We start from the raw sequence: 26919 nt of genomic DNA, 5'->3' as shown, positions 1-26919 counted from the left end.
ATCCGCTGCCTGATAACCTTTCGGCTGTGGAAAGGCCATGCTACCCCGCCACGAAAGACGACAGGCGGCGTCCTGCCGCACGAAATTCAGGAGGACATCGCATGACTGACGAGATCAACAGCGTCATTCTGCAGGAGCTCAAGAGGCTGACGGCGGCCGTCGAACGGCTGGCAGGTCCGCCACCGGCGGTCAATGACTGGACGGCGGCAGACTGCTTCGTATGGTCCCCTGCCCGCCAGCATCTGCAGCCGGTGGCGCGGCCGAACCGGGTGGCGCTGAAGCTGATCCGCGGCGTCGATCATGTCCGCGACATCCTGCATGAGAACACCGTGCGCTTCGCCGAAGGCTTTGCCGCCAACAACGTGCTTCTTTGGGGCGCGCGCGGCATGGGCAAGTCGTCGCTGGTCAAGGCCGTGCATGAGGATGTGCGGCGTGAGAGCGGCGTATCGCTGAAGCTCGTCGAGGTTCACCGCGAAGACATTGCCAGCCTGCCCGCCCTGCTCGACCTGATGAAGGATGTGCCGCACCGGATCATCGTGTTCTGCGACGACCTCTCCTTCGATCATGACGACACCGCCTACAAGTCGCTGAAGGCAGCGCTCGACGGCGGCGTCGAGGGGCGGCCGGACAATGTGCTGTTCTACGCGACGTCGAACCGCCGCCACCTTCTGCCGCGCCACATGATGGAGAACGAGCAGTCGACGGCGATCAACCCGTCAGAGGCTGTAGAGGAAAAGGTGTCGCTCTCGGATCGCTTCGGCCTGTGGCTCGGCTTCCACAAGTGCAGCCAGGAAGATTACCTGACGATGATCGACGGCTATGCAGATCACTTCAAGCTGCCGCTCGAGCGCGAGAAGCTGCATGCCGAGGCGCTGGAATGGGCGACGACCCGCGGCGCGCGCTCCGGCCGTGTTGCCTGGCAATACGTGCAGGACCTCGCCGGGCGCATGCGTATCAACCTCGCCCGCGATTGAGACGAGACAGTCCCCATAACGCAAAAAGCCCGGCTCGAAGCCGGGCTTTCGCATTTCCCCGTACGCGCTAACTATTCGAGGAACGTGATCGGATTGACCGGCGAAGCATCCTTGCGGACTTCGAAGTGGACCTGCGGCTGCTTGACGTTGCCGCTCATGCCGGAGACCGCGACGGTCTGGCCGCGCTGGATCTTCTGACCGCGGGTGACGCTCAGCGTATCGGCATTGCCGTAGACGGTGACGGTGCCGTCGTCGTGGCGGACGAGAACCGTGTTGCCGAGTTCCTTCAGGCCGTTGCCGGCATAGATGACGACGCCGTTTTCGGCGGCCTTGATCGGCGTGCCCTGCGGAACCGAGATGTCGATACCGTCGTTGCGGCTGCCGTTGACGTTGGCGCCGTAGGCGGCAATGACCGCACCGCGAACCGGCCAGCGATACTTGCCGATACCCGTTGCTTCCGGAGCCGCGGAGGCGACATCGGACTTCTTCTCGACTTCGTCGACGGTCTGCGTCGCAGCCGGTGCCTTGTAGGCGGCAGGCTGGTTCGATGCGGTTTCGGTTGCCGCCGGAGCAGCAGCCTTCGGCTCGGCGGCCTTGGCCGGGATCGAAGCCGTCTTCATCTGGTCGGTACCGGCAGAGCCGCCCGGAATGGTCAGCGTCTGACCGATGCGGATCGAGCTTGCCTGCAGGTTGTTTGCGGACTTGATGGCATCGACGCTGGCGCCGGTCGACTTGGCGATCTTGGCAAGCGAGTCACCCTGCTTGACCGTGTAGCTGCCGCTACCGGCCGGAGCCTTGCCACCAGCTGCCGCGACCTTGCCCAGAGCACCGTCGGCGGTGACCTGCGACTTGTCGCGGACCGTGTTGGCGCCCGGCAGAACGGCAACGTTCTGTTCCGGTGCCTTGTAGGGCTCGGGAGCCTTGCCCTGCTTGGAAAGATCCGCCGTCTGCGCCGCCGACTTCGCAGCATTGCTGCCGCCGTTGAAGGTTGGGATCAGGATCGTCTGACCGGGCTGAATGGCCGAGGCAGATTTCATGTTGTTGACGCGGAGGATTTCCTTCTCCGGAACGCCGTAGCGGCGGGCGAGAACGGCGAGGCTTTCGCCCGGACGAACCGTGACCGACGGAGCGTTGGAGGAAGACCAGCCGCTTGCCTTCGGCGTGGAACCGGTCGTCAGATTGTCCGGAGCCGCAAGCTTCGGTGCAGCCTGCATCTTGCGCGGAGCGGAAGCCGAGGGCGACGCCGGGAACGGCTGAGCAAGCGCTTCCTGACGTTCGCGGGAAGCGGACGGTGCAGCACCCGTCGGAGCCGAGAGCTCGGAACGCTGAACGGTGACCGGAGCCGATGCCATGCGGGCATTGGAGCGGATCGCGCCAGTCGAAGCCGGGTAAGGCTGATTGTAGGATTGGTTGTTATAGGCCTGATTGTTGTTGCCGTAGGAAGGCTGCATTGCGCCGCCGCCCTGCATGTCAGCCTGCGGAACCGGATCACCCTGCAGACCGCTCATGCTGCGGCGCGGGACCGAACCCGTCGTCATCTGATCCTGACCGGAACTGAAAAGACCGCCGCTGAAGCGCGACACATCGGAACTGCAGCCTGTCGCCGCACTCGCCAGCAAGGCGACAGCCAGAAGATTGAAGGCCGACTTTCCGAACTTTGGCGAAACACAAAAACTCATGACACGACCCACTCACAACGCAACCATTTGTGGGAGTATTAAAGCGCGTTAGTATTACCACGCGGTTAAAGCGCTGGAATTGGAGCGTTTTTTTAGAGGAATTGATAACCATAGTTTTGCGGGTGAGATATCGCAGCCCGCAGGCACCGGCGCGTGGCGCCTGAGATCAAAGCTGCGAAGCCAGCCGCGGAACGATGGGCAGGTAGGGAACGGTGAAGAGCTCTTCGCGCTCGAAGCGGCTGCCGGTCTTCGTCAGACGCACCATCCGGCACTCGTCATCTGAGATCATCAGCGGCGCGATCATGGAGCCGCCCGAGACCAGCTGGTCGGTATAGAATCGCGGCATCGAGGCGAAAGCGGCAGTGACCAGAATACGATCGAAGGTGCCCTCGCCCTGCAGGCCGTTGCTGCCATCGGCCTGGCGGACGATGATGTTGCGCAGGCTGAGCTGGTCCATGCGCTTCTGCGCGTTGACGACCAGCGTCTTGTAGCGGTCGATCGTCAGAACGCGCTCGGCCATACGGCCCATCACCGCGGCCATGAAGCCGCTGCCCGTGCCAACTTCGAGCACGCGCTGGCCCGGCTTGACCTTCAGGTGATGCAGGATGCGGACGGCTGTATCGACACCTTCAACGAACGAACCGCATTCGATCGGGATCGTCCGTGTCGAATAGGCGTCTTCAGCAAATTGCGGCGGTACGAAGAGCGAGCGCGGCGTCTGCTCGACTGCGGTCAGCAGATCGATGTCGGAAATACCTTCGGCGCGCAGCCGCAATACGAGGGCCGCAAAACCTTCCTTCTCGACCAGCCGTGCTGACAATGCCTGATTACTCCGTACCTGAAAGCGTCCGCTCCACGCGGTCTTTCACGGAATAATCGGTCAAATCCAGTTTCAAAGGTGTTACCGAAATCTTATTATGCTTCAAAGCGTGGATATCGGTGCCTGCGGCAAAGGCGCCGGCACGCTCGCCGAACTTCAGCCAGTAATAGGGAAAACCGCGGCCATCCGAGCGCGCATCGACCTGCAGGTTGAAGGCGAGCTTGCCCTGAGCGGTGACCTCGACGCCATCGACTTCATCCGGACGGCAGTTCGGGAAGTTGAGGTTCAGGAACGTGCCTTCGGGCAGATCGACCTTCATCAGCTTTTCGAGAAGTGCCGGCGCATGCGCCTCGCAGACTTCCCAAGGGACGATCCGCGCGCCATCGGCATAGACATAGGCCTGACTCAACGCGAAGGAGCGCACGCCCTGCATCGTGCCTTCGATGGCGCCGGCGATGGTGCCGGAATAAGTCACATCGTCGGCGACATTCGAGCCGGAATTGACGCCCGACAGGATGAGGTCCGGCTTGATGTCCATGACCTGCTTGACGCCCATGATGACGCAATCGGTCGGGGTGCCGCGCAGGGCGAAATGCTTGTCGGAGACCTTGCGCAGCCTGAGCGGCTCGGAGAGGCTCAGCGAATGCGCCAGGCCGCTCTGGTCCGTTTCGGGTGCAACGATCCAGACGTCGTCGGACAGAGTACGCGCAATCCGCTCAAGCGCTGCGAGGCCTTCGGCATGAATGCCATCGTCATTGGTGAGCAGAATGCGCATCTCTTCAAGCCGCCCGTTCGATCTTCTTCAAACCGCCCATATAGGGCAGCAGCGCGTCCGGAATAGTCACCGAGCCGTCTTCGTTCAGGTAGTTCTCCAGAACGGCGATCAGGCAGCGACCGACGGCGGTGCCCGAGCCGTTTAGCGTGTGAACGAACTTTGTGCCCTTTTCGCCCTTTGCGCGGTAGCGTGCATCCATGCGGCGGCCCTGGAAATCGCCGCAGACCGAGCAGGACGAGATTTCGCGGAACGTGTTCTGGCCAGGGAGCCAGACTTCCAGGTCGTAGGTCTTGCGCGCGCCGAAGCCCATGTCGCCGGTGCAGAGCGTCATGGTGCGGAAATGCAGGCCGAGGCGCTTCAGAACTTCTTCGGCGCAGGCTGTCATGCGCTCATGCTCTGCAACAGCGCTTTCGGCGTCGGTGATCGAGACGAGTTCGCATTTCCAGAACTGGTGCTGGCGCAGCATGCCGCGGGTATCGCGGCCGGCAGAACCAGCTTCCGAGCGGAAGGACGGGGTCAGCGCGGTGAAGCGCAGCGGCAGCTTTTCGTGCTCGAGGATTTCGGACGAAACCAGATTGGTCAGCGTCACCTCGGCCGTCGGGATCAGCCAGCGGCCATCCGTCGTCTTGAAGAGGTCGTCGGCGAATTTCGGCAGCTGGCCGGTGCCGAACATCGCCTCATCGCGCACCATCAGCGGCGACGAGACTTCGGTATAGCCGTGCTCGCCGGTGTGCAGGTCGATCATGAACTGGCCGAGCGCCCGCTCGAGACGGGCAAGCGGGCCGGTCAGCACGGTAAAGCGCGAACCCGACAGCTTGGTGGCGCGGTCGAAATCCATGTAGCCGAGGGATTCGCCGATTTCGAAATGCTCTTTCGGCGCATGGTTCCAGCGCGGCTTTTCGCCGATCGTGCGGGTGACGACATTGCCGCTCTCGTCGGCGCCGACAGGAACGTCGTCGAACGGCACGTTCGGCACGCGCGACAGCACGTCGTTGAGTTCGGCGCTAAGCTGGCGCTCCTCCTCTTCGGCGGCGGGCAGCGTCACCTTGATGTCGGCGACTTCGGCCTTCAGCTTTTCGGCGAGCTCGCTGTTCTTCTGCGCCATCGCCGCACCGATCTCCTTGGAGGCGGCGTTGCGGCGCGACAGCAGGTCCTGCGCCTTCTGCACGGCGGAGCGGCGCTTTTCATCGAGGGCAACGAGGGACTGGGCCAAAGCCTCCGCACCACGCTTTGCAAGCGCGGCGTCGAGCGCCTCGGGGTTCTCACGGATCCATTTGATATCAAGCATTGTCGTTCCGGGTCGTTGCAAAACAGGAACCGGCCGAAGCCTGACCTGGCTGCGGCCGGAAGATACGGAAGCGTATGGGAAGAGATTGCGAAGCCGCTCAGACGCTGTCCGTGTTGGCAACGTCCGCGGATCGTTCCGCCTCTTCGACCGCCTGCCGCGCACGCTGGCGCTCGACGAGTCGAGCCGCGTGGATGGCAATCTCGTAGAGAAGGATCGTCGGCAGTGCAAGACCGATCTGGGACATCGGATCGGGCGGCGTCAGCACCGCGGCGACGATGAAGGCCATGACAATGGCGAACTTGCGCTTCTCGGCAAGCCATGCGGACGTCAGCAGGCCGACACGGGCGAGCAGCGTGGTGATGACGGGAAGCTGGAAGACGAGACCGAAAGACAGCACCAGCGTCATGATCAGGCTCAGATATTCCGAGACCTTCGGCAAGAGCGAGATGGCGACATCGCCATGACCCGGCGTCTGCTGCATGGCCAGGAAGAACCACATGACCATCGGCGTGAAGAAGAAATAGACGAGAGCCGCGCCAAGCAGGAACAGGATCGGCGAAGCGATCAGGAACGGCAGGAAGGCCGCGCGTTCGTTCTTGTAGAGGCCAGGAGCCACGAACTTGTAGATCTGTGCCGCGATGATCGGGAAAGCGATCACCACGCCGCCGAACATCGCCACCTTCACCTGCGTGAAGAAGAACTCCTGCGGGGCGGTATAGATCAGCTGCGCCTTGTCGACATCCATGCCCGCCCAGGTGACGGCGAGCTTGTAGGGGTAGACGAGGTAGTTGAAGAGATGCTTAGCGAAAAAGAAGCAGACGATGAAGGCGATGAAGAACGCGCCAATCGACCACATCAGCCGCCTGCGCAGCTCCATCAGGTGCTCGATCAAGGGCTGCGGCTTGTCTTCGATATCACCGCTCATGCCTCATCCTTTTTCTTTGCTGCTGCCTTCTTCGGGGCAGCTGCGACCTTCTTTGCAGGCGCAGCCGTCTTGGCTGCTGCCGTCTTAGCCGGGGCAGCCTTGGCTGCAGGCGCAGCCGCTACGGCCTTTGCTGCGGGCGCACGCTTTGCCTTGGCCGCGGGAGCGGCAGCCACAGGCTCGGCCTTTGCCTCAGCGGCAGCACGCGGCTTGCGCACGGCCTTCGGCTTTTCAGCAACGACAGGCGCAGCAACCGGTTCGGCTGCGGGTGCCGGCGTTACGACCGGAGGCGTCTCCGGCAGGCTCATCGAGGGAGCCGGCACGCTGACCGGCACCTCGGTCTTGTTGTCGACCTTCGTCGCGTTCTGAAGGTCGGCCTTGATGTCGTTACCCATCTGGCGCAGCGGGTTCATCGCGTCGCGCAGCGTATTGGCGGGGTTGAGACGCTGTGCGTCGGCGAGCGTCTGGCGCACCTCGTCGAGATCGGCCTCACGCAGCGCCTCGTCGAATTGCGCACGGAATTCACCGGCAACCTTCTTGGCGCGCTGCGTCATCTTACCGAACGCACGCAACATCGGCGGCAGATCCTTCGGACCTACCACCACAATCAACACGACCGCGATGACAAGCAGCTCGGTCCAGCCAATATCGAACATTCAAGGCTCCTGGAGGGGAAGCGGGGCAAGCCACCCGTCCCCGGACTGATTACTTCGTTTCGTCGGCCTTGTGATCGACGGTCTTCGACGCCGTTTCCGGCGCATCTTCGTCGTTCATGCCCTTCTTGAAGCTCTTGATGCCCTTGGCAACGTCGCCCATCAGCTCCGGAATCTTTCCGCGGCCGAACAACAACAGCACGATGACCAGGACGATCAGCCAGTGCCACATGCTAAAAGAACCCATTACGCATACTCCCTGTTGCGATGTCTCTTCGATGTAAGAGTTTCCGACATCGTTTCCAACATCAAAATTCCCCTTATATTGACGCTTAATGTCACGGCTTTGACCTTTGTGACAAGCCACTGCGCCATCGAATTGTGGTGATGAGTATTGTTTTCGCCCTCAGTGGCAAAACAAAGACAAGCCGGTGCTAATCTTCCGATGCGCCACCCGGCGCAAGAAGCCCCAATTCCTCAAGATCCATCTGGGTGATCGGATCCTCGTCCTCGGTCAGCTCGTCATTCATCGACGGCGACGGGATGTTGAAATTTGCAGGGATGCGGCCGGAGAGCAGCCCTGCCCCCTTGAGCTCTTCAATACCAGGCAGATCGCGCAGTTCCTCAAGGCCGAAATGGTCGAGAAAATCGCGGGTGGTGCCGAGTGTTACGGGGCGGCCGGGCGTGCGGCGGCGGCCGCGGAAACGCACCCAACCGGCCTCCATGAGAACGTCGAGCGTGCCGCGCGAGGTCTGCACGCCTCTGATGTCTTCAATCTCTGCACGCGTCACCGGCTGGTGATAGGCGATGATCGCCAGCACTTCGAGAGCAGCGCGCGAAAGCTTCTTCGTTTCGTTCTCATCACGGCGGATCACAAATGAGAGATCGGCGGCCGTGCGGAAGGCCCAGGCGTCATCCACCTGCACCAGATTGACGCCGCGCGGCGCATATTGCTCCTTCAAGCGGAGCATGATCGTGTGGACATTGAAATGCTTGGCGATGCGATCGGCAATGAAGGCTTCGGAGACCGGCTGCGCCGAGGCGAAGACCAGTGCCTCGGCGATGCGTTCGGCCTCGAGCTCTGCCTGGAAGTCCTGGCTTTCCGCGCCCTCGCCTTCGTCTCCACCGATATCGTCCTCAGGATCGATCACAGCGGCGTCTCCTGCTCGATGACCTGCAGCGTGGCATGCTTCGGCCCGCGGCGCATGTAGAGCGGCTCGAAGGCGCCGTCCTGGCGGATTTCGAGCTTGCCCTCGCGCACCAGCTCAAGCGAGGCGGCAAAGGCGCTGGCGATCGCCGTGACGCGCTCTTCCGGCGAAGTCATGTAGCGCAGCAGATAGTGCTCCAACGCCGTCCAGTCGGAGACATCGCCGATCATCCGGGTCAGCAGCTCGCGCGCCTCGGTGAGCGACCAGACGGTGCGCCGGGCGATCGTCACCTGGGTGACAGCCTGGCGCTGGCGCAGCGTCGCATAGGCGGTCAGCAGATCGTAGAGGCTGGCTTCATAGGCGGACTTGTGGCGATCCGGGATATGCTCTGGCGCGCCACGCGCGAAGATATCGCGGCCGAGGCGGTTGCGGTTGACGAGGCCGCTCGCGGCCTCGCGCATCGCTTCCAAGCGCTTCAGGCGGAAGGCGAGCGTTGCCGCCATTTCCTCGCCGGAGGGACCGTCGTCCTTGATCTGCTGCGGGATCAGCAGGCGCGATTTCAGATAGGCAAGCCAGGCCGCCATGACGAGGTAGTCGGCTGCAAGCTCGATGCGGATGCGGCGGGCGCTCTCGACGAACTGCAGATACTGCTCGGCAAGCGCCAGGACCGAAATACGCGACAGGTCGACCTTCTGATTGCGGGCGAGATAGAGCAACAGGTCAAGCGGGCCTTCGAAGCCGGCGACATCGATGACCAGCGCCGGTTCATGTGAACCGCGCTCGGTGCCGCTGTCCTGCCAAAGCTTGTCCATCGGCGTTGCCGCCTGCGACCGCTCCGGAGTCTTGATTATGTTCAACCGGGCCTCTCTTCCGTTTCTTAGGCGGCTGCAAACATCGCGTCGAATTCACTGCGGATCGCAGCTTCGTCGGACTGATCGGCCCGCGGCATGCCCGCGAGCACGGCGTCGGCCCGCTTCAGCGAGGCGCCCGTTAGCGCCGGCACATTGGCGACCACCTGCCGCATCTCGTCCATGTGGCCATTGCAATGCAGCACGATATCGCATCCGCCCGCAATGATATTCGCGGCGCGCTCGCCGATCGTCCCGGCCAGCGCGTTCATCGATGTATCATCCGAAAGCAACAGGCCGTTGAAGCCGATATGCTGGCGGATGACGCCGTCGATCACCTTGCGCGACGTGGTCGCCGGATTGCTGTCGTCGATCGCCGTGAAGACGACATGGCAGGTCATGGCGGCCAGCTCGTCCTTCATGGCGATGAAGGGCGGGAAATCATGCGCTTCGAGCTCCGCGCGCGAAACGGTGACGACCGGCAGCTCGTGATGGGAATCGGCAAAGCCGCGGCCGTGGCCCGGCATATGCTTCATCACCGGCAAGACACCGCCGGCCTTCAGACCCTCGCTTGCGGCGCGGCCCATCTCGGTCACCGTGCGGGGATCACCGCCATAGGCGCGGTTGCCGATGACATTGCTGCTGCCTTCGACCGGAACATCGAGAACCGGCAGGCAATCGACATTGATGCCGAATTTCAGGAGATCGAAGGCGTGAAGGCGCGACATCAGCCAGGCGGCTCGAAGCCCCTGCTCGCGGTCCTGGCGATAGATATCGCCGAGCGCCTGACCGGACGGATAGTGCTGGAGGATCGGCGGACGGATGCGCTGGACGCGTCCGCCTTCCTGGTCGATCAGGACCGGCGCATGCCAGCCGACGCTCTCGCGCATTTCGGCGACGAGATCGGCGATCTGCTGCGGCTCGGAAATGTTGCGTCCGAAAAGAATGAAGCCCCAAGGGCGTTCCGCCTTGTAGAAGGCCTTTTCTTCCGGGGTCAGGGACAGGCCGCTACAGCCCAGGATCATCGCTTTTGATTCGGTCATACCCGAATCATAGAGGTGTGCGCTCGAATTGCGATAGGCCGGTCAAGCGGCATTCACAGGAAAGGCACTGCAAAAACGAAAACGGCGGACCTAAGCCCGCCGTTTCGATGCTGTGTGAAGCCGATTACTTCGAGATCAGGCAGCTTCCACCTGCAGCGCGATACTTCTCGCAGATCGCAGCGGCTTCATCCTTGGAGGAAGCCGGGATGCGGACGCGGTAGAAGGTGCCCTTGCCGGCGATGTCGGCCTTGCGGATCTCATAGCTGCGGCCGGAAAGAACGCTGGCAAACTTCTTGGAGAGGCTTGCGTAGGACTTGTTGGCTTCAGCTTCCGATGGCAGCGATGCGATCTGGACGCCATAGGCACCCGACGGCGCAGCGGCCTGCGGCTGGGTGGCAGCCGGGGCGACGGAGGCGACTTCGGTCGGCTTCGGCTGTTCTGGTGCAGCGGCTGCGGCAGCAGGCTTTGCGGCCGGGCGGGCAGCCGGGACCGGTGCCGTGTCGGCCGGCTTTGCGGCGGCCTGCGGCTGAACCGGCGTCGACTGGACCTGACGGACCGGAGGCTCGACATTGGCCGGGTTGCTAGCGGCAACCTTGGCAAGGACCGATTCGGAAGCGGCAGGCTGAGCCGGCGTATTCTCGACCGGGGTCGAGCGGATATCGGCAGAGGCCACTTCCGTGCTTGCCGGGAAGTTCGCAGCAGAACCGTTCGGCTTGATGGTCGTGGTCTTGACCTGGTTCACGGCAGGCGCGTCAACGGGTGCCTCGTCTTCACGGGCAACCAGCGTGCCATCAGGCTTGACGATCATAGTGCGGACCTTGCGCGGCGAAACGGCCGGAACGCGGTCTGCATCGTTGTTGGCAGCGGCGTCCTGCTGCTCCTGGCCTGGCAGCAGGCGCGGATCCTCGGTATCGCTGACCGGCGTGCTGACGGCCTGATCGGTGATGTCGCCGTCGTTATCCTCAGGTGCGACCTCAGGCGTCAGCGTGCGCTGAACGACGTCGACGGGCTGTTCGTCGGACGACACCAGCGCAGTCTGCTTCGGCGTCTCGGTGGCGCCGGCAACGCGGTCATAGACGGCCTTGTCCTGGTTCGGAACGGTCTTGCCGCCCGGATTATCCGGAACGACCTTCACCGGCTCCTTGTCGGCAGCGATGATGCGCGGCTCGCCGGAACCGCCGGCAATGCCGGTATCGGCAACGACGGTGTAGAGGCCATAAGCGCCACCCGCGAAGACGACGACCATGGCAGCAGCAGCCAGCATCCGCTTCATCGAGCGGGCGCGATGCATGTCTTCGGCAGCACCGGCAGACTGGATGTGAACCTCGGCAAGCTGCTCGGTCCGCTGGACCGGCTCGCGCATGCTGCGGCGCAGATCTTCCTCCAGAGCGCGCTCAAGATCATCGAGACCGGCAACGGCAGGTGCTGCAGGCTTCTGAGCCGCGGGAGCGGAGGCTTGCGATGCCCAGGCGGGCGCAGCAGCCGGAACGGCTTCCTTGGACTTGATCGGATCGAACAGGCTAGCGATCTCGGCATCGACGTCGAAATCGAAATCGTTGACCGGAGCGGCAGGCTTGTGCTGCTCGACCGGCGGCAGCGCCGGAACGTGCATTTCGCCAACTGCTTCCGGATGACCGTCGGCGTCGGTGATCATCGACGGATCGAAGGGAAGTTCTTCGACGGGTTCGACAACAGCTGCACGGACAGGAGCCGCAGGCTGCGGCGCAGGCGTGAAGACGGCTGCCGGCGAATAGGAAACCGGTGCAGGCGTATAGGCCGGCTGAACCGGACGCGGCGCTTCTGCAACGACAGGCGCAGGCGCGATCGGGCGCGGAACGACAACCGGTGCCGGAGCGGCGGCAACAGGTGCGGGCTGAGCGCGAACAGGAGCCGGAGCCATTGCGACCGGCTCTTCCTTGACGGGCTCTGCGAAATCGAGATCGGCAAGTTCCAGCTCGATACCTTCGAGATCGAGCTCGAAATCATGACCTGCGAAGGGATCTTCCTCTTCGGCCGGAGCGGGCTTGGCGACCACGACGGGTGCCACCGGCTTTACCGGTTCCGGCTGGTGAAACTGCACTGGCTCTTCGCGAACCGGCTCCGGAGCGCGCTGCGGCACCGGGTAACGGGAAACATCAGCCAGAAGGTTGTCGATATCGAAGGCGGTTGCTTCATCCTGGGGCAGCGCCTCGGTCAGCGCTGCGTCGGAAGCAACGATGCCATCCTTGGCGGCAGCGGCGAGATCGAAGGCCTCGTGCGATACTGGCTCGGCATAGACAGCTTCGGCAACCGGCGCCTGCTCGACGACTTCAGGCTCTTCGTGGCGATCGATTTCGGCCGGGAAGCCGGAAGCGACGGGAGTGAACTCCTCGGCAACGTCAAGCGCTGCGAGTTCCTGCAGGGTTTCTGCGGATGCCACCTCGGCAACCGGCTGCGGCGCAGCGACAACGACAGGCTCGGGCTCGACCGCAACCGGACGGGCCGGCTCTTCGCGGCGGGCCGTATGGAAGTTGGCGAGCGGCAGCTTGATGCTGGCGGCAGACCACTGCGGCGCCTTGGCAACCGGAGCAACCGGCTGGGCAACCGATGCAGCACCGATCGACATTTCGAGTTCTTCGATCAGATCGCGGGCGCCGCCGTTGGAGACTGGTTCGGAGGGCTGGACCGCCCATTCGGCGGCAGCAACCTGACCACCGGTCCAGGCCTGCGGTTCCTCGGGCTCATAGGCCGCTGCGACCGGCTCAGCCTCGTAGGCTTCCGGCTCGGCGTAGACAGGAGCCTCTACGGGCTCCTGCGGAGCGGCAGCGTGCTCGTAGGCAACGGGCTCATAGCTTGCGGCTTCCTCAACGGGCTGCTCGGCCGGATGGTCGAGTGCACCCAGCGGGCGCGGCGCGTCGTAGCGCTCGAATTCCCGCAGCAATTCGTCTTCGAGATCGAAGGCCGGCTCCTGCCGGACTGGCTCTGAGACAGTATTGGCCGCTACCCGCGGCTCGAAGCCAACGATGCGCGCGAGTTCCGCGAGCGGATCGTTTTCATCGAACAGCTCCGTCTTCTGTCGCGCGTCATACGCAAGTTGTTTGTCTGCCATACCCATCCCACTCAAAAGCCAACGCGGTCAATGCCAGCGCAATGTGGGGATTTGGTGACGTTTATCGCATTTCATCCGGTGCGGCGGTACCAGTAATGGCAAGACCCGACTTCAAAACCGAAGCGACAGCGTACACCAGCCCTAGTCTGGCAATACTCGATTCTCGGCTCTTATCGTTAACAAATCGTAATTCAGTCTGGTCTTTACCTTTGTTCCAGTGTGCATGGAACGAACTGGCGAGGTCGTAGAGGTAGAAAGCGACCCTGTGAGGCTCCTGCGCCTGGGCTGCAGATTCGACGACGCGCGGGAACTCCGCAGCCTTCGCAATCAGCTGCAATTCCGCGGGATCCGAGATTCCGGACACCGCTTTTGCGAGGTCTGCCGGGCTGACATTGAGGTCCGGAAACGCCTCCTTGGCCTGCCGGAAAACCGACATGCAACGGGCATGCGCATATTGCACGTAAAAGACCGGATTATCTTTCGACTGTTCCGTTACTTTGGCGAAATCGAAGTCCAGCGGCTCGGAGCTCTTCCGGTAGAGCATCATGAAACGCACCGAATCGCGGCCGACTTCCTCGACCACGTCGCGCAGCGTGACGAAGTCGCCGGAGCGCTTCGACATCTTCACCGGCTCACCGTTGCGGAACAGCTTTACCAGCTGGCAGAGCAGCACCGTCAGCTTCGAGTTGCCCTCGGAAACCGCACGGGCGACCGCTTCCAGGCGCTTGACGTAGCCGCCATGGTCGGCGCCGAGCACGTAGATCATCTCGTTGAAGCCGCGATCGAACTTGTTCTTGAAGTAAGCAACGTCGGCGGCGAAGTAAGTATAGGACCCGTCGGACTTGATCAGCGGGCGATCGACGTCGTCGCCGACTTCGGTCGAGCGGAACAGCGTCTGCTCGCGATCTTCCCAATCCTCGGGCAGCTGACCCTTCGGCGGCGGCAGGGAGCCCTTGTAGACAAAGCCCTTGAAGGTCAGGTCGTTGATCGCAGTGCGAATGGCAGCAGCGCCACCATCGTGCAGCGTGCGCTCGGAGAAGAAAACGTCGTGATGGACGTTCAGCGCTGCGAGATCCTCGCGGATCATCGCCATCATTGCCGTGATCGCCTTGTCCTTTACGATCGGCATCCACTGCTCTTCCGGCATGTTGTGCAGCCTCACGCCGTATTCACTGGCCAGTGACTGGCCGACCGGAACGAGGTAATCGCCCGGATAGAGGCCGGCCGGGATCTCGCCGATCTTCTCGCCGAGGGCTTCGCGGTAACGCAGGAAGACCGAGCGTGCCAGCACGTCGATCTGCGAGCCGGCATCGTTGATGTAATATTCCTTCTCGACGGCATATCCAGCGAAGGCCAACAGGTTTGCCAGCGCGTCGCCGACAACGGCGCCGCGGCAGTGGCCGACATGCATCGGGCCGGTCGGGTTTGCCGAGACATATTCGACATTTACCTTACGGCCAGCGCCGAGCGTCGAGCGGCCGTAATCGGTGCCGGCTTCGATCATCGAGCCGAGCAGCCGCTGCCAGTATCCGACGGACAGCTTGATATTGATGAAGCCCGGACCGGCCACCGAAACCTCGGCGACATCAGGATCTTCGTTCAGCTTGCCGAGGATGATTTCGGCGAAGGCGCGCGGGTTGGTGCCGAGCGGCTTGGCCAGCACCATCGCGGCATTGGTCGCAACGTCGCCATGCGTCACATCGCGCGGCGGCTCGACGGCGATGCGGCCGAAATCGAGCTCGGATCGCTTTTCCTTGACCAGATCGATCTGTTCAAGGGCGGTTTTAATCCTGGCTTCGAAATCGGTAAAAAGGTTCATCGCACTCTTCCATGCATAGGCTGTGCCACAAGGCATCGACCGGCGCTCTCGCCGGGCGCGTGCTGCCTATCGCAAATCGGGAGTGTGGTCAAACAATCGCCTGTGGGCGCTGATGGCATAGGTGTCCGTCATGCCGGCCAGATAGTCGCCGACATGGCGGGCCTTCGGGGCATCGGCAAGGCCGGCGATGTGATCCACCCAGTAGTGGCTCTGCATCTCCTTGGGGTTTGCCATATAGGCGCCGAAGAGGTCGGTGACGATCTGTGCGGCACCGGCGCGGATGCGCATGATCTCCGGGTGGCGGTAGATGCGCTTGAAGAGCATCTGCTTGATCAGCCTGTCGGTTTCGGCCATCGCCGGCGAGAAGGTGGCGATGACGCGATCGGCGTGGCGGATATCGTCGGCGCTCTTCGGATTGACCTGTGCAAGGCGTTCCTGCGAGACCGAAATCACATCCTCGACCATGCGGGTGATCTGCCGGCGCATGATTTCATGGGTGAAGCGGCTGGCTTCGAGGTTCGGATAGCGATCGCGAACTTCCGCCATCAGCCCGGCGAGGAACGGAATTTCCTCCAGCATGTCGAAGGTCAGATAACCGGAGCGCAGGCCATCGTCGATGTCATGTGTGTTATAGGCGATATCGTCGGCGATCGCCGCGACCTGTGCCTCCAGGCTGGCATAGGTCGCGAGCTGCAGGTCGTGGAGTTCGCAATAATCGAGGATCGGCTGGGGAACCGGCCCGCGCGTGCCCTGCCCGTCCGGCGTCAGCAGCGGGCCATTGTGCTTGACGAGGCCTTCGAGGCTCTCCCAAGTCAGGTTGATGCCGTCGAACTCGGCATAGCGGCGCTCGAGCTTGGTGACGATGCGCAGCGACTGGGCATTGTGATCGAAGCCGCCATAGGGCAGCAGCACCTCGTGCAGCGCATCCTCGCCGGTATGCCCGAAAGGCGTGTGGCCGAAATCGTGGACGAGCGCCACGCCCTCGGCGAGATCCTCGTCGAGCTTCAGGGCGCGTGCCAGAGCGCGCGCGATCTGCGCCACCTCGATCGTATGGGTCAGGCGCGTGCGGTAGTGATCGCCGTCCTGGGCGATGAAGACCTGGGTCTTGTGCTTCAGTCGGCGAAACGCGGTCGTGTGGACGATGCGGTCGCGGTCGCGCTGGAAGTCGGATCGCGTCGGGCTGGAGCTCTCCTGATAGAGCCGCCCGCGGGTCGTCCAGGGATCAGCCGCATAGACTGCCCGTTCGCTGTTGCCGAAACCCAATGCACGCCTGTCAATCGTCATTCTTCACCGTCATTCGAACCGCGCGGCCGGATCGCCCCATTGACGCCGCTTCACGCTCTTCATACCTATAGTCAGTATATCAGGCAAAGCGGCGCTTTCTTAACCGCTTTCCGCAATAATGCGCTCCGTGAGCGCCCGTGATAAATTCTTTTGATATCAGCCGTTTGAACGCTCAGCGGCTTTTATCAATTCTCTCCGGATCTTGACCCCGGCAGGAGGAAACATGACAGAGACTTCAGTAACCCTCTCCGATGCGGCCGCAAAGCGAATCGCCGCAATCGTCGGTGCCGAGGCGGGAAAAAGCGCGCTGCGCGTTTCCGTCGAAGGCGGCGGCTGTTCGGGTTTTTCCTACAAGTTCGACCTTGCCGACGGCGTTCAGGACGATGACGTGATCGTCGAGAAGAACGACGCCAAGGTGCTGATCGACAGCCTCTCGCTGGTCTATATGGCCGGCTCCGAGATCGACTTCGTCGACAACCTGCTCGGCCAGTCCTTCCAGATCAAGAATCCGAACGCGGTTGCCAGCTGCGGCTGCGGAACGAGCTTCTCGGTCTAAGCTTTCCACCGATCTCAGACCCGACCGGCCGAAGAAATCTCTTCCGGCCGGTTTATCGTCTTGTCCGGTTGCTACCCATCACGATACAAGATCGGCACGAAGCAAGAGGTGATGGATGAAGATCGCGACCTGGAACATCAACGGCGTCAAGGCGCGTATCGACAACCTGACGCAGTGGCTCAAGGATTCCAATCCCGACATCGTCTGCCTGCAGGAAATCAAGACCGTCGACGAAGGCTTTCCGCGCCTCGAGATCGAGGCGATGGGCTATCATGTCGAGACGCATGGCCAGAAGGGTTTCAACGGCGTCGCGATCCTCTCCAAGAGCAAGCCGGACGAAGTGAGCCGGGGGCTGCCCGGCGATCCGCTGGACGAGCAGGCGCGCTTCATCGAGGCGGTGTTTTCGCTGCCTGGCAACAAGGCGCTGCGCGTCTGCTGCCTCTATCTGCCGAACGGGAATCCCGTCGAAACCGAGAAATACACCTACAAGCTCGCGTGGATGGAGCGCCTGCAGCAATTTGCGGCGCAGCGGCTGAGCTATGAGGAGCCGCTCATTCTGGCCGGCGACTATAACGTCATTCCCGAGCCACATGATTGCTTCGACCCGAAGGTCTGGGCCAATGACGCGCTCTTCCTGCCGCAGACCCGCGAAGCCTTCCGCAGGCTCGAAAGCCTCGGCTTCACCGATGCGGTGCGCGCCACGACGGATGCGGTTCAGCTCTATTCATTCTGGGATTATCAGGCAGGCGCCTGGCCGAAGAACAACGGTATCCGCATCGACCATCTGATGCTGTCGCCTGAAGCGGCAGACCGGATGACCTCGACGGCCATCGAGAAACACGTCCGCGCCTGGGAAAAACCGTCCGACCACGTTCCGGTGGTCGCCTATTTCGACTTCGCGGCTTAAGCGGAGATCAGTCGCCGCTGGTGGCGATATTGTGGGAGAGCGAGACCGCTGCACGGCGGTCTCCTTCGGTCGCGACCGAGAAAGCCTGCTCCTGCAGCGATTCCATCCAGCCACAGTCCTTCGGCTTGCAGCGGTCGAGTGCCGCCGTCATCATCGCCAGACCACGGGCCGACTGGCCTTCCTGGAAGAGGATGTTGCCGAAGACCGACATGGCGCCCGGATGGCCGCTCTTGCGGGCCTGATTCAGCCACTTCTTCGCCTGCAGCGGATTGGGGCTGCCGCCCTCGCCCGAAAGCATCATCTGCGCCAGCTGGAACTGCGCTTCCGGCACGCCGAAGGTCGAGGCGACCTGGAAATAGAGCTGGCGGGCCTGGTTGAGATCGACCTTCACCGGACTACCGGCAATGCCGTGCTTGTAATAGCTCGCGAGCGACAGCAGCGCATTGATGAAGAAGCCGGTATCTTCGGAACCCGGCTCGACGCCCTGCTGGGCAATCTCGCTATAAATCTTGAAGGCTTCGAAATCGTCCTGGGTCACGCCGTCGCCGTCGGCATACATGTTGGCCAGCGCCCAGCGCGAGCCGGTATGGCCCTTTTCGGCGGCGTATTTGTAGGCTTCGACAGCTTCTTCCTTCTGGCCGCTCTTGTAAGCCTTGAAGCCGAACTTGAAGAGATCGAAGGGACCGGATTCCTTGGTGACGCCGGCATTGATATCAAAAGCGCCGGCTGGGGAGGCAACCGCTGCTGAAAGCGCGATCGACAGCCCCATGAGAGCAAATCTGAAAAGTCTGAACTCGGATGTCAGCATTTCAATCAGTTTCTTTCGCTTCCATCGCAGACCAGCCCGGCAGCAAAAACTCCGCTGCCACGCGTCCCGGCGTATCTCCTCCAGGCGAGCGATCCCGCGGCGAGCTCTCTGGCTCCTTTGCCCGCGTCGCATCCAGCCTTCCGCCCTTCTTCGAGGGCCTGAATTTCCTGCGCATCGCGATAGACCACCCGGTTTCCGGCCTGGCCCGCCTGCAATGCCTGCGGCGTCACTTTCGCGGGAGAAACGTCTGTCTCTCCGCCTTCCCAATATCCGTAAACACCAAATGTGACCAAACCGGTATCGGCGTGATCGCGGTACTCGTCAGCGCCCGTCATGGACGCGGAAACATCGGAGAACGGACAGATGGAAGACACGACTTGAGAGCGAAATTTTCCGGCGGAATCGCCTTGCGGGAAAAGCTGAATCGCAAATGGAGCGGAATGAAATCCGGTCTCCGATCGGCTCTCGCCTGTCCCTGAAAAAACTCGACCCATCTTACTTTTCAAACGCACCCTACGCCTGCCATTCCCTTGCCCGCAAATACCGCTGCGCCCTGTTTGTGGCGGGAAATGGACAAATTCGCCCTGCAGAGAGCTTACGCCAACTGTCGTAAAAAACTGTTGCGGATTCGTCACAAAATGGGATGTCCAAAAGGCATGATTAATATGGCATCAAGCAAAGAAAAGCCCGGCACTGGGCCGGGCCTTTGACTTCGATAATCAGAACGAGATCTTGTAGGAACCGGATAGACCGACTGCCCAGTCTCCATTTGCGGTCGCGTTAAAGAGCGCTCCCTGAGAAAGGGACTGGCTACCAGCCGTCAGGTAGCTGATGCCGGCCCCGAGTCTGAACTCGCCAGGGCCAGCCTTGATCGAGGCGCCCGTTGCCAACGTCCATGTATCGGACATGATGTCAGCACCAGTACCTACGCCACGGTCCCAGGTAAGATTGACCGTACCAGCAACGGTGTCCGTGAACGCGTGCGCGACACCTGCCTGGATAGTCCAGCCGTCACGGTAGAAGAAGTCCAGCTGCTGAGGGCCGAGCAAATCGATGTTGTAGTTCAGCGACTGCAGAACACTCCAATCAGTCCACTCGACCGATCCGTAAACCAGCCATCCCGGCGCAACACCGCTCTGCAGGCTCACCTTTACAGACTGAGGAAGAGATCCCGATCCATAGGAATAGAGGTCATCGGTTCCCACGAGCGGTGCAAGAGCGCCAGGCGTGAAAGCTCCATCTGCCTTGTGATCGACCTGTGAGCGATACATCACCTGCGCCCGCAAAGCGTATTCAGGAATTTCGTAAGCGACACCAAGACGATATCCGGGCGCAGCTTCATCCTTCAGCTCAAGGTTACCATAGAGCGTATCCTGATTGTATTTGAACGACTGCAGGAATCCGCCGCCGATGAAGTGCAACTGCCCCTTGCCCATGTCGACATTAACGTCGCATGCGAGGCCATATTCATTCGTGATGAACTTCTTGCTGCGTGTACCGTTTCCGCCGTCAGCGGCGATGTCCGCCAGATATGCCTGATTGCCGTAGGTGCTCGATCCACCGAAAGGCTGCGTATAGGTGGCAGCACAGGCGAAGTTGTCGCTCAGCTTCAGCTTGGCTGCGAAAGACGGGATCGCATAATTATTGGAATAGCGGCCATCCGTGCCCTCGGCACCGGCGACAGTGTCGAAATCGCGATGCGGCGACACCCAAGTGACGCCGCCGCGCCATACGAAGGTACCATCCTCAAACAGGATATCGGTGTCGGCTTCGCCACGCGAAAAGCCACCGGCGTAGGACACCGAGGCCATGGACGAAAGGATAACGAGCGATGCTACGCCCTTGGAAAACATACGAGATGCCATTGTGTCTCCCCCACTCAAGCAATGCAGATGGCTGCACCTTGCAAAGGAATGGCGCGGATGACAATGCGCGCCTTCATGCCGCCACAATGCATGCAAGAAGTTAAATTGACGTAAGAAATTGACGAGCACGTCAAAAATTTGGGTATGGTAAAATTTTATCCTAACAAACTAATCATTTCGGATTATTTTTAAACGATCGTTCCAAGCCACCTAGCCCCTGTATCAATCTGACAACAGTCGGTCTTTTCGGCCTCTTCCACTGAAAATTTCGCAGATTCGTCAAACTCCACAGGGTGGAAACGCTAATTAAGGCATGCGTTTTCGACTCAAGTTGCTGGAAATGAAAAACGGCGCCCGGAGAGTTCCGGACGCCGTTTTGGAATAGTTTGCTACCAAGAGTGGATTAGGCCTCGATCACCCTTGCAAGCGCTACTTTCAGGCTGGCCATCTGGCTCTCGAATTCCGCAAGGCGCTCGCGCTCGGCCTCCACCACTTCAGGATTGGCGTTGGCGACGAACTTCTCGTTGGAGAGCTTGCCCTTGACGCGGGACATCTCGCCCTCGGTTTTGGCAATCGCCTTTTCGAGGCGGGCCTTTTCTGCGGAGAGATCGATCAGCGAGCCGAGCGGCAGGCAGGCTGTTGCCTCACCGATGACGATCTGCGCCGCGCCCTTCGGTGCGGCGTCGGCGAGCGAGACGCTCTCGACACGCGCCAGACGCTTGATCGCCGCGTCGTGACGCGACAGGCGCTCCTTGGTCTCGGCATTGGCGCTGACGAAGACCAGCGGTGCGGTTGCAGACGGCGGAACGTTCATCTCTGCTCGGACCGAGCGGATTCCCGAAACGAGGTCGATCAGCCAGTTGATCTCATCGGCTGCGGCATCATCCGAGAAGGAGGGCGACGGCCAGTCGGCATGGCAAACGAGCGTATCGCGCTCCACGCCTTCGCCGGCCGTATGGGCCCAGAGCTCTTCGGTCATGAAGGGCATGAAGGGATGCAGCAGCTTGTAGATCTCTTCGAGAATATAGGCGCTGCAGGCCTGTGCTTCCTTCTTGGCGGCCTCGTCTTCGCCGCTGAAGACCGGCTTCAGCAGTTCGAGATACCAGTCGCAGACCTGGTTCCAGACGAAGCGGTAGAGAGCGCCGGCAGCGTCGTTAAAGCGGTAGGCTTCGATGGCTTCCGTTACGTCACGTTCCGCACGGGCAAGCTCTGTTAGGATCCAGCGGTTGATCGTCAGCTTGACGCCTTCAGGCGCAAAATTCGGATCGCTCTTAGCACCGTTCATCTCGGCAAAGCGCGTGGCGTTCCAGAGCTTGGTACCAAAGTTGCGGTAGCCGGCGATGCGGGCCGGATCGAGCTTCACGTCACGGCCCTGCGCCGCCATGATGGCGAGCGTGAAGCGCAGCGCGTCGGCACCGTATTCGTCGATCAGCTCGAGCGGATCGATGACATTGCCCTTCGACTTTGACATCTTCTGGCCGTTCTTGTCGCGAACCAGAGCGTGGATATAGACCGTGTGGAACGGCTCGACCGGATTGCCATCGGCGTCCTTCATGAAATGCAGACCCATCTGCATCATGCGAACCACCCAGAAGGGAATGATGTCGAAGCCGGTGACCAGCACGTTGGTCGGATAGTAGCGGGCGAGTTCCGGGGTCTTTTCCGGCCAGCCGAGCGTCGAGAACGGCCACAGCGCCGACGAGAACCAGGTGTCGAGCACGTCTTCGTCGCGTGTCAGGATTTCGCCCGGCTGGAAGTTCTCGATCTTGTCCTGCACCCAGGCCTTCCACGGGCCTTCATGGGCGAGGTAATGCTGGATCGCGGCCTCGAGCGCCTCTTCCTCGGTCTTCTCGACGAAGACCTGACCATCCGGGCCATACCAGGCCGGAATCTGGTGACCCCACCAGAGCTGGCGCGAAATGCACCAGGGCTGAATGTTTTCCATCCACTGGAAATAGGTGTTTTCCCAGTTCTTCGGGACGAACTTGGTGCGGCCCTCGCGAACCGAGGCGATCGCCGGCTTGGCGAGCGTCTTGTTGTCGACCCACCACTGTTCCGTCAGGCGCGGCTCGATCGGCACGCCGCCACGGTCGCCATGGGGTACCATGTGCGTGTGCGGCTCGATCTTGTCGAGCAGGCCGGCTTCCTCGAAGATTTCGACGATGATCTTGCGGGCCGTGAAACGGTCCTGGCCTTCGAGACGGTCCCATGCGCCATGAAGTGCCGCCGGATGATCAAGGCCTTCGAGGAAATCCTCGTTGTCCTTGATATTAACGGAGGCATCGACGTTCAGGACGTTGATGGCGCGCAGGCCGGTGCGCTTGGCAACGTCGAAGTCGTTGAAGTCATGCGCCGGCGTCAGCTTGACGGCGCCGGTCCCTGCCGTCGGATCGGCGTAGCTGTCGGCGACGATCGGGATCTTGCGGCCGACGATCGGCAGGATGACATGCTTGCCGACGATCGACTTGTAGCGATCGTCATCCGGGTTCACCGCAACACCGGTATCGCCGAGCATGGTTTCCGGGCGCGTCGTGGCAACGACGAGATAGTCGCGCGTCTCGAATTCGGTCGGCTTGCCGTCCTCGTCGAAAGCGACCGGATGCTGGTAGGTGACGCCTTCTTCCAGCGGGTAGCGCAGGTGCCAGAGATTGCCCTTCACTTCGATCTGCTCGACTTCCATGTCGGAAATCGCCGTCAGAAGCTTCGGATCCCAGTTGACCAGGCGCTTGTCCTTGTAGATGAGGCCTTCCTTGTAAAGCGTTACGAAGACTTCGAGAACGGCTACCGAAAGGCCCTCGTCCATCGTAAAGCGCTCGCGCGACCAGTCGCAGGAAGCGCCAAGGCGCTTCAGCTGGTTGAAGATCAGGCCGCCCGATTCAGCCTTCCACTCCCAGACCTTGTCGATGAAGGCATCGCGGCCCATTTCGCGGCGGCCGGGAAGCTGCTGTTCCATCAGCTTGCGCTCGACGACCATCTGCGTGGCGATGCCGGCATGGTCCATGCCCGGCTGCCAGAGCACGTCCTTGCCGCGCATGCGCTCGAAGCGGATCATGACGTCCTGCAGCGTGTTGTTGAGCGCGTGGCCCATGTGCAGGGAGCCCGTCACGTTCGGCGGCGGGATCACGATCGTGAACGTTTCGGCGCCAGGCTTCTTGTTGGCACCGGCACGGAAGGCATCGGCTTCGTCCCATTTCGCAGCGATTTTCGGTTCGACTGCGGCGGAATCATAGGTCTTGTCGAGCATTTTATGACCAAACTTCGGGGTTTTAGGATGCGGGTTTGTAAATAGGATGGCTGCAGGCAAGTCAATAAAAAAGCCGCCCCGGAGACCGGAGCGGCGCATTCGGCAAAAGGCGTTTCCGGTTAGCGGCGCGGACCGCGCGCCACGCGCTCGATTTCCTCGCGCACGAGGCGCTCGACCAGCGTCGGCAGATTGTCGTCGAGCCATTCGCGCAGCATCGGGCGCAGCATGTCCTCGGCGATCTCGTCGAGCGAGCGGCGCTCGGCACCGTCGATTGCCAGCGCCAGCTCTTCGAAGGAGCGCGCAACCTGGAGGCTGGCATCCTGCGAGATCAGCGCCTGGGCTTCTTCGAGAACCTGCGGCAGGAAGGACGGAACCGGTGCTTGCGCAGTGAGCACCGGAGCAACTGCGGCCTCAGGAGCGATCGTCGCCTGCGGTTCGGCAACCGGCTCGATCTTGGGTTCGACTGCCTGCGGCAGCGGCTGAGGCTCGAGCTCGACAGGCTGAACTTCGGCAACAACCGGAGCAGGCTTCGGCGCCGGCAGCGGCGCAACGACCGGTGCAGCGGCGACCGGCTCGACCGGACGGCGGATTTCCTCGGCAACGGGCGCAGCGACGGGTTCCGGCTGACGGAAGACCGGCGGCAATTCGCGCGGCGGCTGGGCCGGCAGGCGCTCGGAAGCGGCGCGGACGCGGGCGGCGACATCTGCAAGCGACATGGCGCGCGCCGGCTGCTCGGCCTCGCGGGTACCAGCCGAATTGGCGGCAACGAAGCGCGGATCCTGTGTCAGCACCGGCTCGGGGAATTCGACATTGGCGTAGGTGTCATCGACCGTCAGGTGGATGTTGGAATCGTGGCCTTCATCCTCGGCATCGTCACCGTAAACCGGAGGCAGAGACGGGGAAATGGCCTTGCCGGCGCCCGGCTCATTGCTCTCGATGATCTGGCGGATCGACGCCAGGATCTCTTCCATGGACGGTTCACGCGCTACGCTTGGCTGAGCCATATCTATCCCCGTTAAGCTTAAAGCAACGATCGGATTGCATGGAGTGGGCATCCGAATCACCCAGACAGTAGAATACCCCAGACGCGAAAAAAATCATCGCGAATCAAATGAATGCGTCCATGCACAGTTTTGTTGGATGAACCGACGGGCAGCAAATGACGCCCGAAAACAGAAACGGGCGCCCATGGCGCCCGCATCGAAAAAGGCCTTTAGGAAAGGCTCAGAATACGAATTCGCGAAGCTTGGCAAAGCCCGGAAGCGGCTTGACCGAAGCGTTGAAGAAGACGTTTTCGGAAACGGCGCCGCGCTCGGAAACGAAGACCTTGGCGCGGGCCGCATTGCCGTAACCTTCGACGGTGACCAGACGGCCGCCTTCGGCGAGCTGGCCGAGAAGCGAAGCCGGAACTTCCTCGACGGAACCGTTGACGAAGATCAGATCGTAGGGGGCGCCGGCCGTGTGGCCCTTGGCGAGATCGCCTGCAACGACCGAGACATTCGCATAGCCGGAGAGATTGGCCTTGGCCTGTTCGGCAAGCGCTGCATCGGATTCGAGCGCGACGACGGAGCCTGCGGTCAGCGACAGCAGCGCCGAGGTATAACCCGTGCCGCAGCCGACTTCGAGAACCGTGTCTTCCTTGGTGATCGCGGCAAGCTGCAGCAGCTTGGCGAGCGGCGAAGCTTCCATCAGGAAGCGGCCGGGACAGATTTCGACATCGTTATCGATATAGGCCAGAACCTTGGCCTTCTCGGGAACGAACGCCTCGCGCGGAACCGTGAGGAACGCGCTCAACACGGAATGGGACGTCACGTCCGTCGTACGGATCTGGTTGTCGACCATCTTTACGCGTGCTGCTTCGAAATCCATCGTATCCTCTCGCCCGGCTACCGCGGCCATGTGTTCCGTCTCTTAATCCCGGGTTCGGATGCTTTCAAGGCTCCGTTCGCGCCTGCGGCAAGAATCCTTGCGGCATATCGGCCGCCTTTGCGGTGCAGGAGCGCTTTCTGAACTCCGAAGTGGAACAAAGCTTTCTCCTGTGGTATTATTGCAACCGGAGGAAATGAGGAGGAGCAGGCCATGTCTGCCTTTTTCGTACATTTGACGTTCTTCGACCTTTTCATCGCTGTGGCGCTCGTCGGCGTACTTTGCTGCGGGCTCGTCAACAGCCGGACGAGTTGAAGATAAACACAGCGCAGCAGGCAGGAATCAGACGGCCCGCTCTTTAGGTCTGAATGCGAAGCACGGGTTTTACGATTTTCATTCTGCTGCTGATCGCCGCCGCGAGCGTCATCCTCGCAGGCGTGCTGTCCTTGCGGCTATCCGTGGCGGGAACGCTCGGAGATTGCTTCGAAGGCGCTTGCGGCTACACGACCGTGTTTGTGGCCTGGCCGGGCTTTACGCTGATCTTTTTCGCCGTCGGCAGCTATCTCTACCTGAAATCCGGCCCGAAGCGCTGATGCAGCCTTCAGGAATCCGTCAGCTTTGTACAGCATAAGCTAAAAAACAAAGGCAGAGACGGAGCCCGCATGAACAGATCCCTGATGCTCGGCGCCTGCTTCATCGGCGGGCTCATCGTCATCATTCTCTGCATTCCGCTGATTGCGTCGAGCGCGCCCGGTGTGATCACCGGCGGCATCTCGCCCCTTCCCTCGCTCAGAAGCGTGAATTGAGAGCCTGCCCCCGCCGACCGGCGGCCGGCAGAATCAGCGCATCGTCTTCAGAAGCGCCATGAGAGCGGCGGAATCGGCGCGCGCCATAAGGTCCTGGATATGGCCCTCGACCAGTTCGCCGACGGCATCCACGGCTTCCTGCTCGCTCCACCCGGCCTCAACCGCGGCCTCGATCAGATCGCGGAACGCATACTGCAGCGCATCCTGACAGCGTATGTGCCGGTCAGGATCATCCCTGGTGACAAAGGGTTTTGAGATATTCCTCATATAAGGATAATGAGCGGATTCGCCGAATGATCAAGCGCATTGAATGCGACGGCCTGATGACGGCCCGATTTTTTTCGGAAAACACCTCTTGCGGTTTCCTTTGGATCATTCTAAATCCGCGCCACCACTGAACAAGTCGTTCACGGATGGCCTCGTGGCGGAGTGGTGACGCAGAGGACTGCAAATCCTTGTACCCCGGTTCAATTCCGGGCGAGGCCTCCAACTTCAAACAATCCCCGTTTGAATGATTCCGAATATA

25 protein-coding genes and 1 tRNA gene are annotated in these 26919 nt (G+C 61.4%); 6 read left to right on the top strand and 20 right to left on the bottom strand.

All coding sequences use genetic code 11. The features are described 5' to 3' along the window. The first annotated feature begins 101 nt into the window (after window positions 1-101). Window positions 102-974: an ATP-binding protein gene (locus ACQZ5H_RS04540; RefSeq protein ID WP_130278440.1), complete on the top strand. Its 873-nt coding sequence runs from the start codon at window positions 102-104 to the stop codon at window positions 972-974. 71 nt (window positions 975-1045) lie between these two features. Here ACQZ5H_RS04540 and ACQZ5H_RS04535 read toward each other — a convergent pair whose 3' ends face one another. The 13 genes from ACQZ5H_RS04535 to ACQZ5H_RS04475 all read right to left on the bottom strand — a co-directional run bounded on the left by ACQZ5H_RS04535 (window position 1046) and on the right by ACQZ5H_RS04475 (window position 16341). Then, window positions 1046-2653: a LysM peptidoglycan-binding domain-containing protein gene (locus ACQZ5H_RS04535; RefSeq protein ID WP_449096822.1), complete on the bottom strand. Its 1608-nt coding sequence runs from the start codon at window positions 2651-2653 to the stop codon at window positions 1046-1048. 166 nt (window positions 2654-2819) lie between these two features. Then, window positions 2820-3473 carry a protein-L-isoaspartate(D-aspartate) O-methyltransferase gene (locus ACQZ5H_RS04530; RefSeq protein ID WP_112711581.1) on the bottom strand — a complete coding sequence of 218 codons (654 nt, stop codon included), beginning with the start codon at window positions 3471-3473 and terminating at the stop codon, window positions 2820-2822. Between the two features lie 7 nt (window positions 3474-3480). After that, the gene (gene surE, locus ACQZ5H_RS04525) at window positions 3481-4248 is read right to left on the bottom strand and encodes a 5'/3'-nucleotidase SurE (protein ID WP_449096821.1); all 768 of its coding nucleotides are present in this window, start codon (window positions 4246-4248) and stop codon (window positions 3481-3483) included. 4 nt (window positions 4249-4252) lie between these two features. Continuing rightward, window positions 4253-5536 carry a serine--tRNA ligase gene (serS, locus tag ACQZ5H_RS04520; protein WP_449096820.1) on the bottom strand — a complete coding sequence of 428 codons (1284 nt, stop codon included), beginning with the start codon at window positions 5534-5536 and terminating at the stop codon, window positions 4253-4255. Between the two features lie 97 nt (window positions 5537-5633). Next, window positions 5634-6461, bottom strand: a complete 828-nt coding sequence (gene tatC / locus ACQZ5H_RS04515; RefSeq protein ID WP_112711578.1) for a twin-arginine translocase subunit TatC — start codon at window positions 6459-6461, stop codon at window positions 5634-5636. Next, complete coding sequence (gene tatB / locus ACQZ5H_RS04510; protein WP_449096819.1) at window positions 6458-7114, bottom strand: Sec-independent protein translocase protein TatB; 657 nt, start codon at window positions 7112-7114, stop codon at window positions 6458-6460. Before tatB ends, tatC begins: the two co-directional genes overlap by 4 nt. A 49-nt stretch (window positions 7115-7163) precedes the next feature. Continuing rightward, complete coding sequence (locus tag ACQZ5H_RS04505; RefSeq protein ID WP_112711576.1) at window positions 7164-7358, bottom strand: twin-arginine translocase TatA/TatE family subunit; 195 nt, start codon at window positions 7356-7358, stop codon at window positions 7164-7166. 187 nt (window positions 7359-7545) lie between these two features. Beyond that, window positions 7546-8262: an SMC-Scp complex subunit ScpB gene (gene scpB, locus ACQZ5H_RS04500; RefSeq protein WP_449096818.1), complete on the bottom strand. Its 717-nt coding sequence runs from the start codon at window positions 8260-8262 to the stop codon at window positions 7546-7548. Then, window positions 8259-9071: a segregation and condensation protein A gene (locus ACQZ5H_RS04495; protein ID WP_449097019.1), complete on the bottom strand. Its 813-nt coding sequence runs from the start codon at window positions 9069-9071 to the stop codon at window positions 8259-8261. Before ACQZ5H_RS04495 ends, scpB begins: the two co-directional genes overlap by 4 nt. Before the next feature lie 65 nt (window positions 9072-9136). Next, window positions 9137-10150: a beta-N-acetylhexosaminidase gene (gene nagZ, locus ACQZ5H_RS04490; RefSeq protein ID WP_449096817.1), complete on the bottom strand. Its 1014-nt coding sequence runs from the start codon at window positions 10148-10150 to the stop codon at window positions 9137-9139. Between the two features lie 124 nt (window positions 10151-10274). After that, window positions 10275-13238 (bottom strand): SPOR domain-containing protein, encoded by a 2964-nt coding sequence (locus ACQZ5H_RS04485; protein ID WP_449096816.1) that lies wholly within the window; start codon window positions 13236-13238, stop codon window positions 10275-10277. Between the two features lie 61 nt (window positions 13239-13299). Further along, window positions 13300-15057, bottom strand: a complete 1758-nt coding sequence (gene argS / locus ACQZ5H_RS04480) for an arginine--tRNA ligase (protein WP_449096815.1) — start codon at window positions 15055-15057, stop codon at window positions 13300-13302. 66 nt (window positions 15058-15123) lie between these two features. Next, complete coding sequence (locus ACQZ5H_RS04475) at window positions 15124-16341, bottom strand: deoxyguanosinetriphosphate triphosphohydrolase (RefSeq protein ID WP_199629389.1); 1218 nt, start codon at window positions 16339-16341, stop codon at window positions 15124-15126. Between the two features lie 223 nt (window positions 16342-16564). Between ACQZ5H_RS04475 and erpA the strand changes: the two genes are divergently transcribed. Both erpA and xth read left to right on the top strand, forming a co-directional pair. Further along, window positions 16565-16897 carry an iron-sulfur cluster insertion protein ErpA gene (erpA, locus tag ACQZ5H_RS04470; RefSeq protein ID WP_112711569.1) on the top strand — a complete coding sequence of 111 codons (333 nt, stop codon included), beginning with the start codon at window positions 16565-16567 and terminating at the stop codon, window positions 16895-16897. A gap of 115 nt (window positions 16898-17012) precedes the next feature. Continuing rightward, window positions 17013-17804: an exodeoxyribonuclease III gene (xth, locus tag ACQZ5H_RS04465; RefSeq protein ID WP_199629390.1), complete on the top strand. Its 792-nt coding sequence runs from the start codon at window positions 17013-17015 to the stop codon at window positions 17802-17804. A gap of 7 nt (window positions 17805-17811) precedes the next feature. On the opposite strand, the gene exoR is transcribed toward xth, so the two are convergent. From exoR to ACQZ5H_RS04435, 6 genes are all read right to left on the bottom strand, one after another. Further along, window positions 17812-18612, bottom strand: a complete 801-nt coding sequence (exoR, locus tag ACQZ5H_RS04460) for an exopolysaccharide production regulator ExoR (RefSeq protein ID WP_112711567.1) — start codon at window positions 18610-18612, stop codon at window positions 17812-17814. A 5-nt stretch (window positions 18613-18617) separates the two neighbouring features. Then, window positions 18618-19247: a hypothetical protein gene (locus ACQZ5H_RS04455; protein ID WP_449096814.1), complete on the bottom strand. Its 630-nt coding sequence runs from the start codon at window positions 19245-19247 to the stop codon at window positions 18618-18620. An 84-nt stretch (window positions 19248-19331) separates the two neighbouring features. After that, on the bottom strand, window positions 19332-20477 hold the full coding sequence (locus tag ACQZ5H_RS04450; protein WP_449096813.1) for an OmpP1/FadL family transporter: 1146 nt from the start codon (window positions 20475-20477) through the stop codon (window positions 19332-19334). A gap of 403 nt (window positions 20478-20880) precedes the next feature. Beyond that, window positions 20881-23721 carry a valine--tRNA ligase gene (locus ACQZ5H_RS04445; protein ID WP_449096812.1) on the bottom strand — a complete coding sequence of 947 codons (2841 nt, stop codon included), beginning with the start codon at window positions 23719-23721 and terminating at the stop codon, window positions 20881-20883. A gap of 119 nt (window positions 23722-23840) precedes the next feature. Next, window positions 23841-24725 carry a DUF2497 domain-containing protein gene (locus ACQZ5H_RS04440; RefSeq protein WP_449096811.1) on the bottom strand — a complete coding sequence of 295 codons (885 nt, stop codon included), beginning with the start codon at window positions 24723-24725 and terminating at the stop codon, window positions 23841-23843. Between the two features lie 220 nt (window positions 24726-24945). After that, the gene (locus tag ACQZ5H_RS04435) at window positions 24946-25590 is read right to left on the bottom strand and encodes a protein-L-isoaspartate O-methyltransferase family protein (RefSeq protein ID WP_449097018.1); all 645 of its coding nucleotides are present in this window, start codon (window positions 25588-25590) and stop codon (window positions 24946-24948) included. Between the two features lie 365 nt (window positions 25591-25955). On the opposite strand from ACQZ5H_RS04435, the gene ACQZ5H_RS04430 reads away from it, so the two are divergent. Then, a complete protein-coding gene (locus ACQZ5H_RS04430) occupies window positions 25956-26180 on the top strand; it encodes a hypothetical protein (protein WP_112711562.1) in 225 nt (74 codons plus the stop codon). Window positions 26181-26249: 69 nt separating this feature from the next. Beyond that, on the top strand, window positions 26250-26393 hold the full coding sequence (locus ACQZ5H_RS04425) for a hypothetical protein (RefSeq protein WP_165402571.1): 144 nt from the start codon (window positions 26250-26252) through the stop codon (window positions 26391-26393). 33 nt (window positions 26394-26426) lie between these two features. Here ACQZ5H_RS04425 and ACQZ5H_RS04420 read toward each other — a convergent pair whose 3' ends face one another. Next, window positions 26427-26660 carry a hypothetical protein gene (locus tag ACQZ5H_RS04420; protein WP_130278453.1) on the bottom strand — a complete coding sequence of 78 codons (234 nt, stop codon included), beginning with the start codon at window positions 26658-26660 and terminating at the stop codon, window positions 26427-26429. 148 nt (window positions 26661-26808) lie between these two features. On the opposite strand from ACQZ5H_RS04420, the gene ACQZ5H_RS04415 reads away from it, so the two are divergent. Beyond that, a tRNA-Cys gene (locus ACQZ5H_RS04415) sits at window positions 26809-26882 on the top strand. Window positions 26883-26919: the final 37 nt, after the last annotated feature.

This window comes from Rhizobium sp. 21-4511-3d, from assembly GCF_053522545.1.
Note: the sequence above shows the minus strand (reverse complement) of the source record. Positions and strands in the feature narration are given on the sequence as shown.

Coding starts and splice junctions, on each gene's coding strand:
- ACQZ5H_RS04540 (WP_130278440.1), top strand. CDS start 102: ATGACTGACGAGATCAACAGCGTCATTCTGCAGGAGCTCAAGAGGCTG.
- ACQZ5H_RS04535 (WP_449096822.1), bottom strand. CDS start 2,653: ATGAGTTTTTGTGTTTCGCCAAAGTTCGGAAAGTCGGCCTTCAATCTT.
- surE (WP_449096821.1), bottom strand. CDS start 4,248: ATGCGCATTCTGCTCACCAATGACGATGGCATTCATGCCGAAGGCCTC.
- serS (WP_449096820.1), bottom strand. CDS start 5,536: ATGCTTGATATCAAATGGATCCGTGAGAACCCCGAGGCGCTCGACGCC.
- tatC (WP_112711578.1), bottom strand. CDS start 6,461: ATGAGCGGTGATATCGAAGACAAGCCGCAGCCCTTGATCGAGCACCTG.
- tatB (WP_449096819.1), bottom strand. CDS start 7,114: ATGTTCGATATTGGCTGGACCGAGCTGCTTGTCATCGCGGTCGTGTTG.
- ACQZ5H_RS04505 (WP_112711576.1), bottom strand. CDS start 7,358: ATGGGTTCTTTTAGCATGTGGCACTGGCTGATCGTCCTGGTCATCGTG.
- ACQZ5H_RS04495 (WP_449097019.1), bottom strand. CDS start 9,071: ATGGACAAGCTTTGGCAGGACAGCGGCACCGAGCGCGGTTCACATGAA.
- nagZ (WP_449096817.1), bottom strand. CDS start 10,150: ATGACCGAATCAAAAGCGATGATCCTGGGCTGTAGCGGCCTGTCCCTG.
- ACQZ5H_RS04485 (WP_449096816.1), bottom strand. CDS start 13,238: ATGGCAGACAAACAACTTGCGTATGACGCGCGACAGAAGACGGAGCTG.
- argS (WP_449096815.1), bottom strand. CDS start 15,057: ATGAACCTTTTTACCGATTTCGAAGCCAGGATTAAAACCGCCCTTGAA.
- ACQZ5H_RS04475 (WP_199629389.1), bottom strand. CDS start 16,341: ATGACGATTGACAGGCGTGCATTGGGTTTCGGCAACAGCGAACGGGCA.
- erpA (WP_112711569.1), top strand. CDS start 16,565: ATGACAGAGACTTCAGTAACCCTCTCCGATGCGGCCGCAAAGCGAATC.
- xth (WP_199629390.1), top strand. CDS start 17,013: ATGAAGATCGCGACCTGGAACATCAACGGCGTCAAGGCGCGTATCGAC.
- exoR (WP_112711567.1), bottom strand. CDS start 18,612: ATGCTGACATCCGAGTTCAGACTTTTCAGATTTGCTCTCATGGGGCTG.
- ACQZ5H_RS04450 (WP_449096813.1), bottom strand. CDS start 20,477: ATGGCATCTCGTATGTTTTCCAAGGGCGTAGCATCGCTCGTTATCCTT.
- ACQZ5H_RS04445 (WP_449096812.1), bottom strand. CDS start 23,721: ATGCTCGACAAGACCTATGATTCCGCCGCAGTCGAACCGAAAATCGCT.
- ACQZ5H_RS04440 (WP_449096811.1), bottom strand. CDS start 24,725: ATGGCTCAGCCAAGCGTAGCGCGTGAACCGTCCATGGAAGAGATCCTG.
- ACQZ5H_RS04435 (WP_449097018.1), bottom strand. CDS start 25,590: ATGGATTTCGAAGCAGCACGCGTAAAGATGGTCGACAACCAGATCCGT.
- ACQZ5H_RS04430 (WP_112711562.1), top strand. CDS start 25,956: ATGCGAAGCACGGGTTTTACGATTTTCATTCTGCTGCTGATCGCCGCC.
- ACQZ5H_RS04425 (WP_165402571.1), top strand. CDS start 26,250: ATGAACAGATCCCTGATGCTCGGCGCCTGCTTCATCGGCGGGCTCATC.
- ACQZ5H_RS04420 (WP_130278453.1), bottom strand. CDS start 26,660: ATGAGGAATATCTCAAAACCCTTTGTCACCAGGGATGATCCTGACCGG.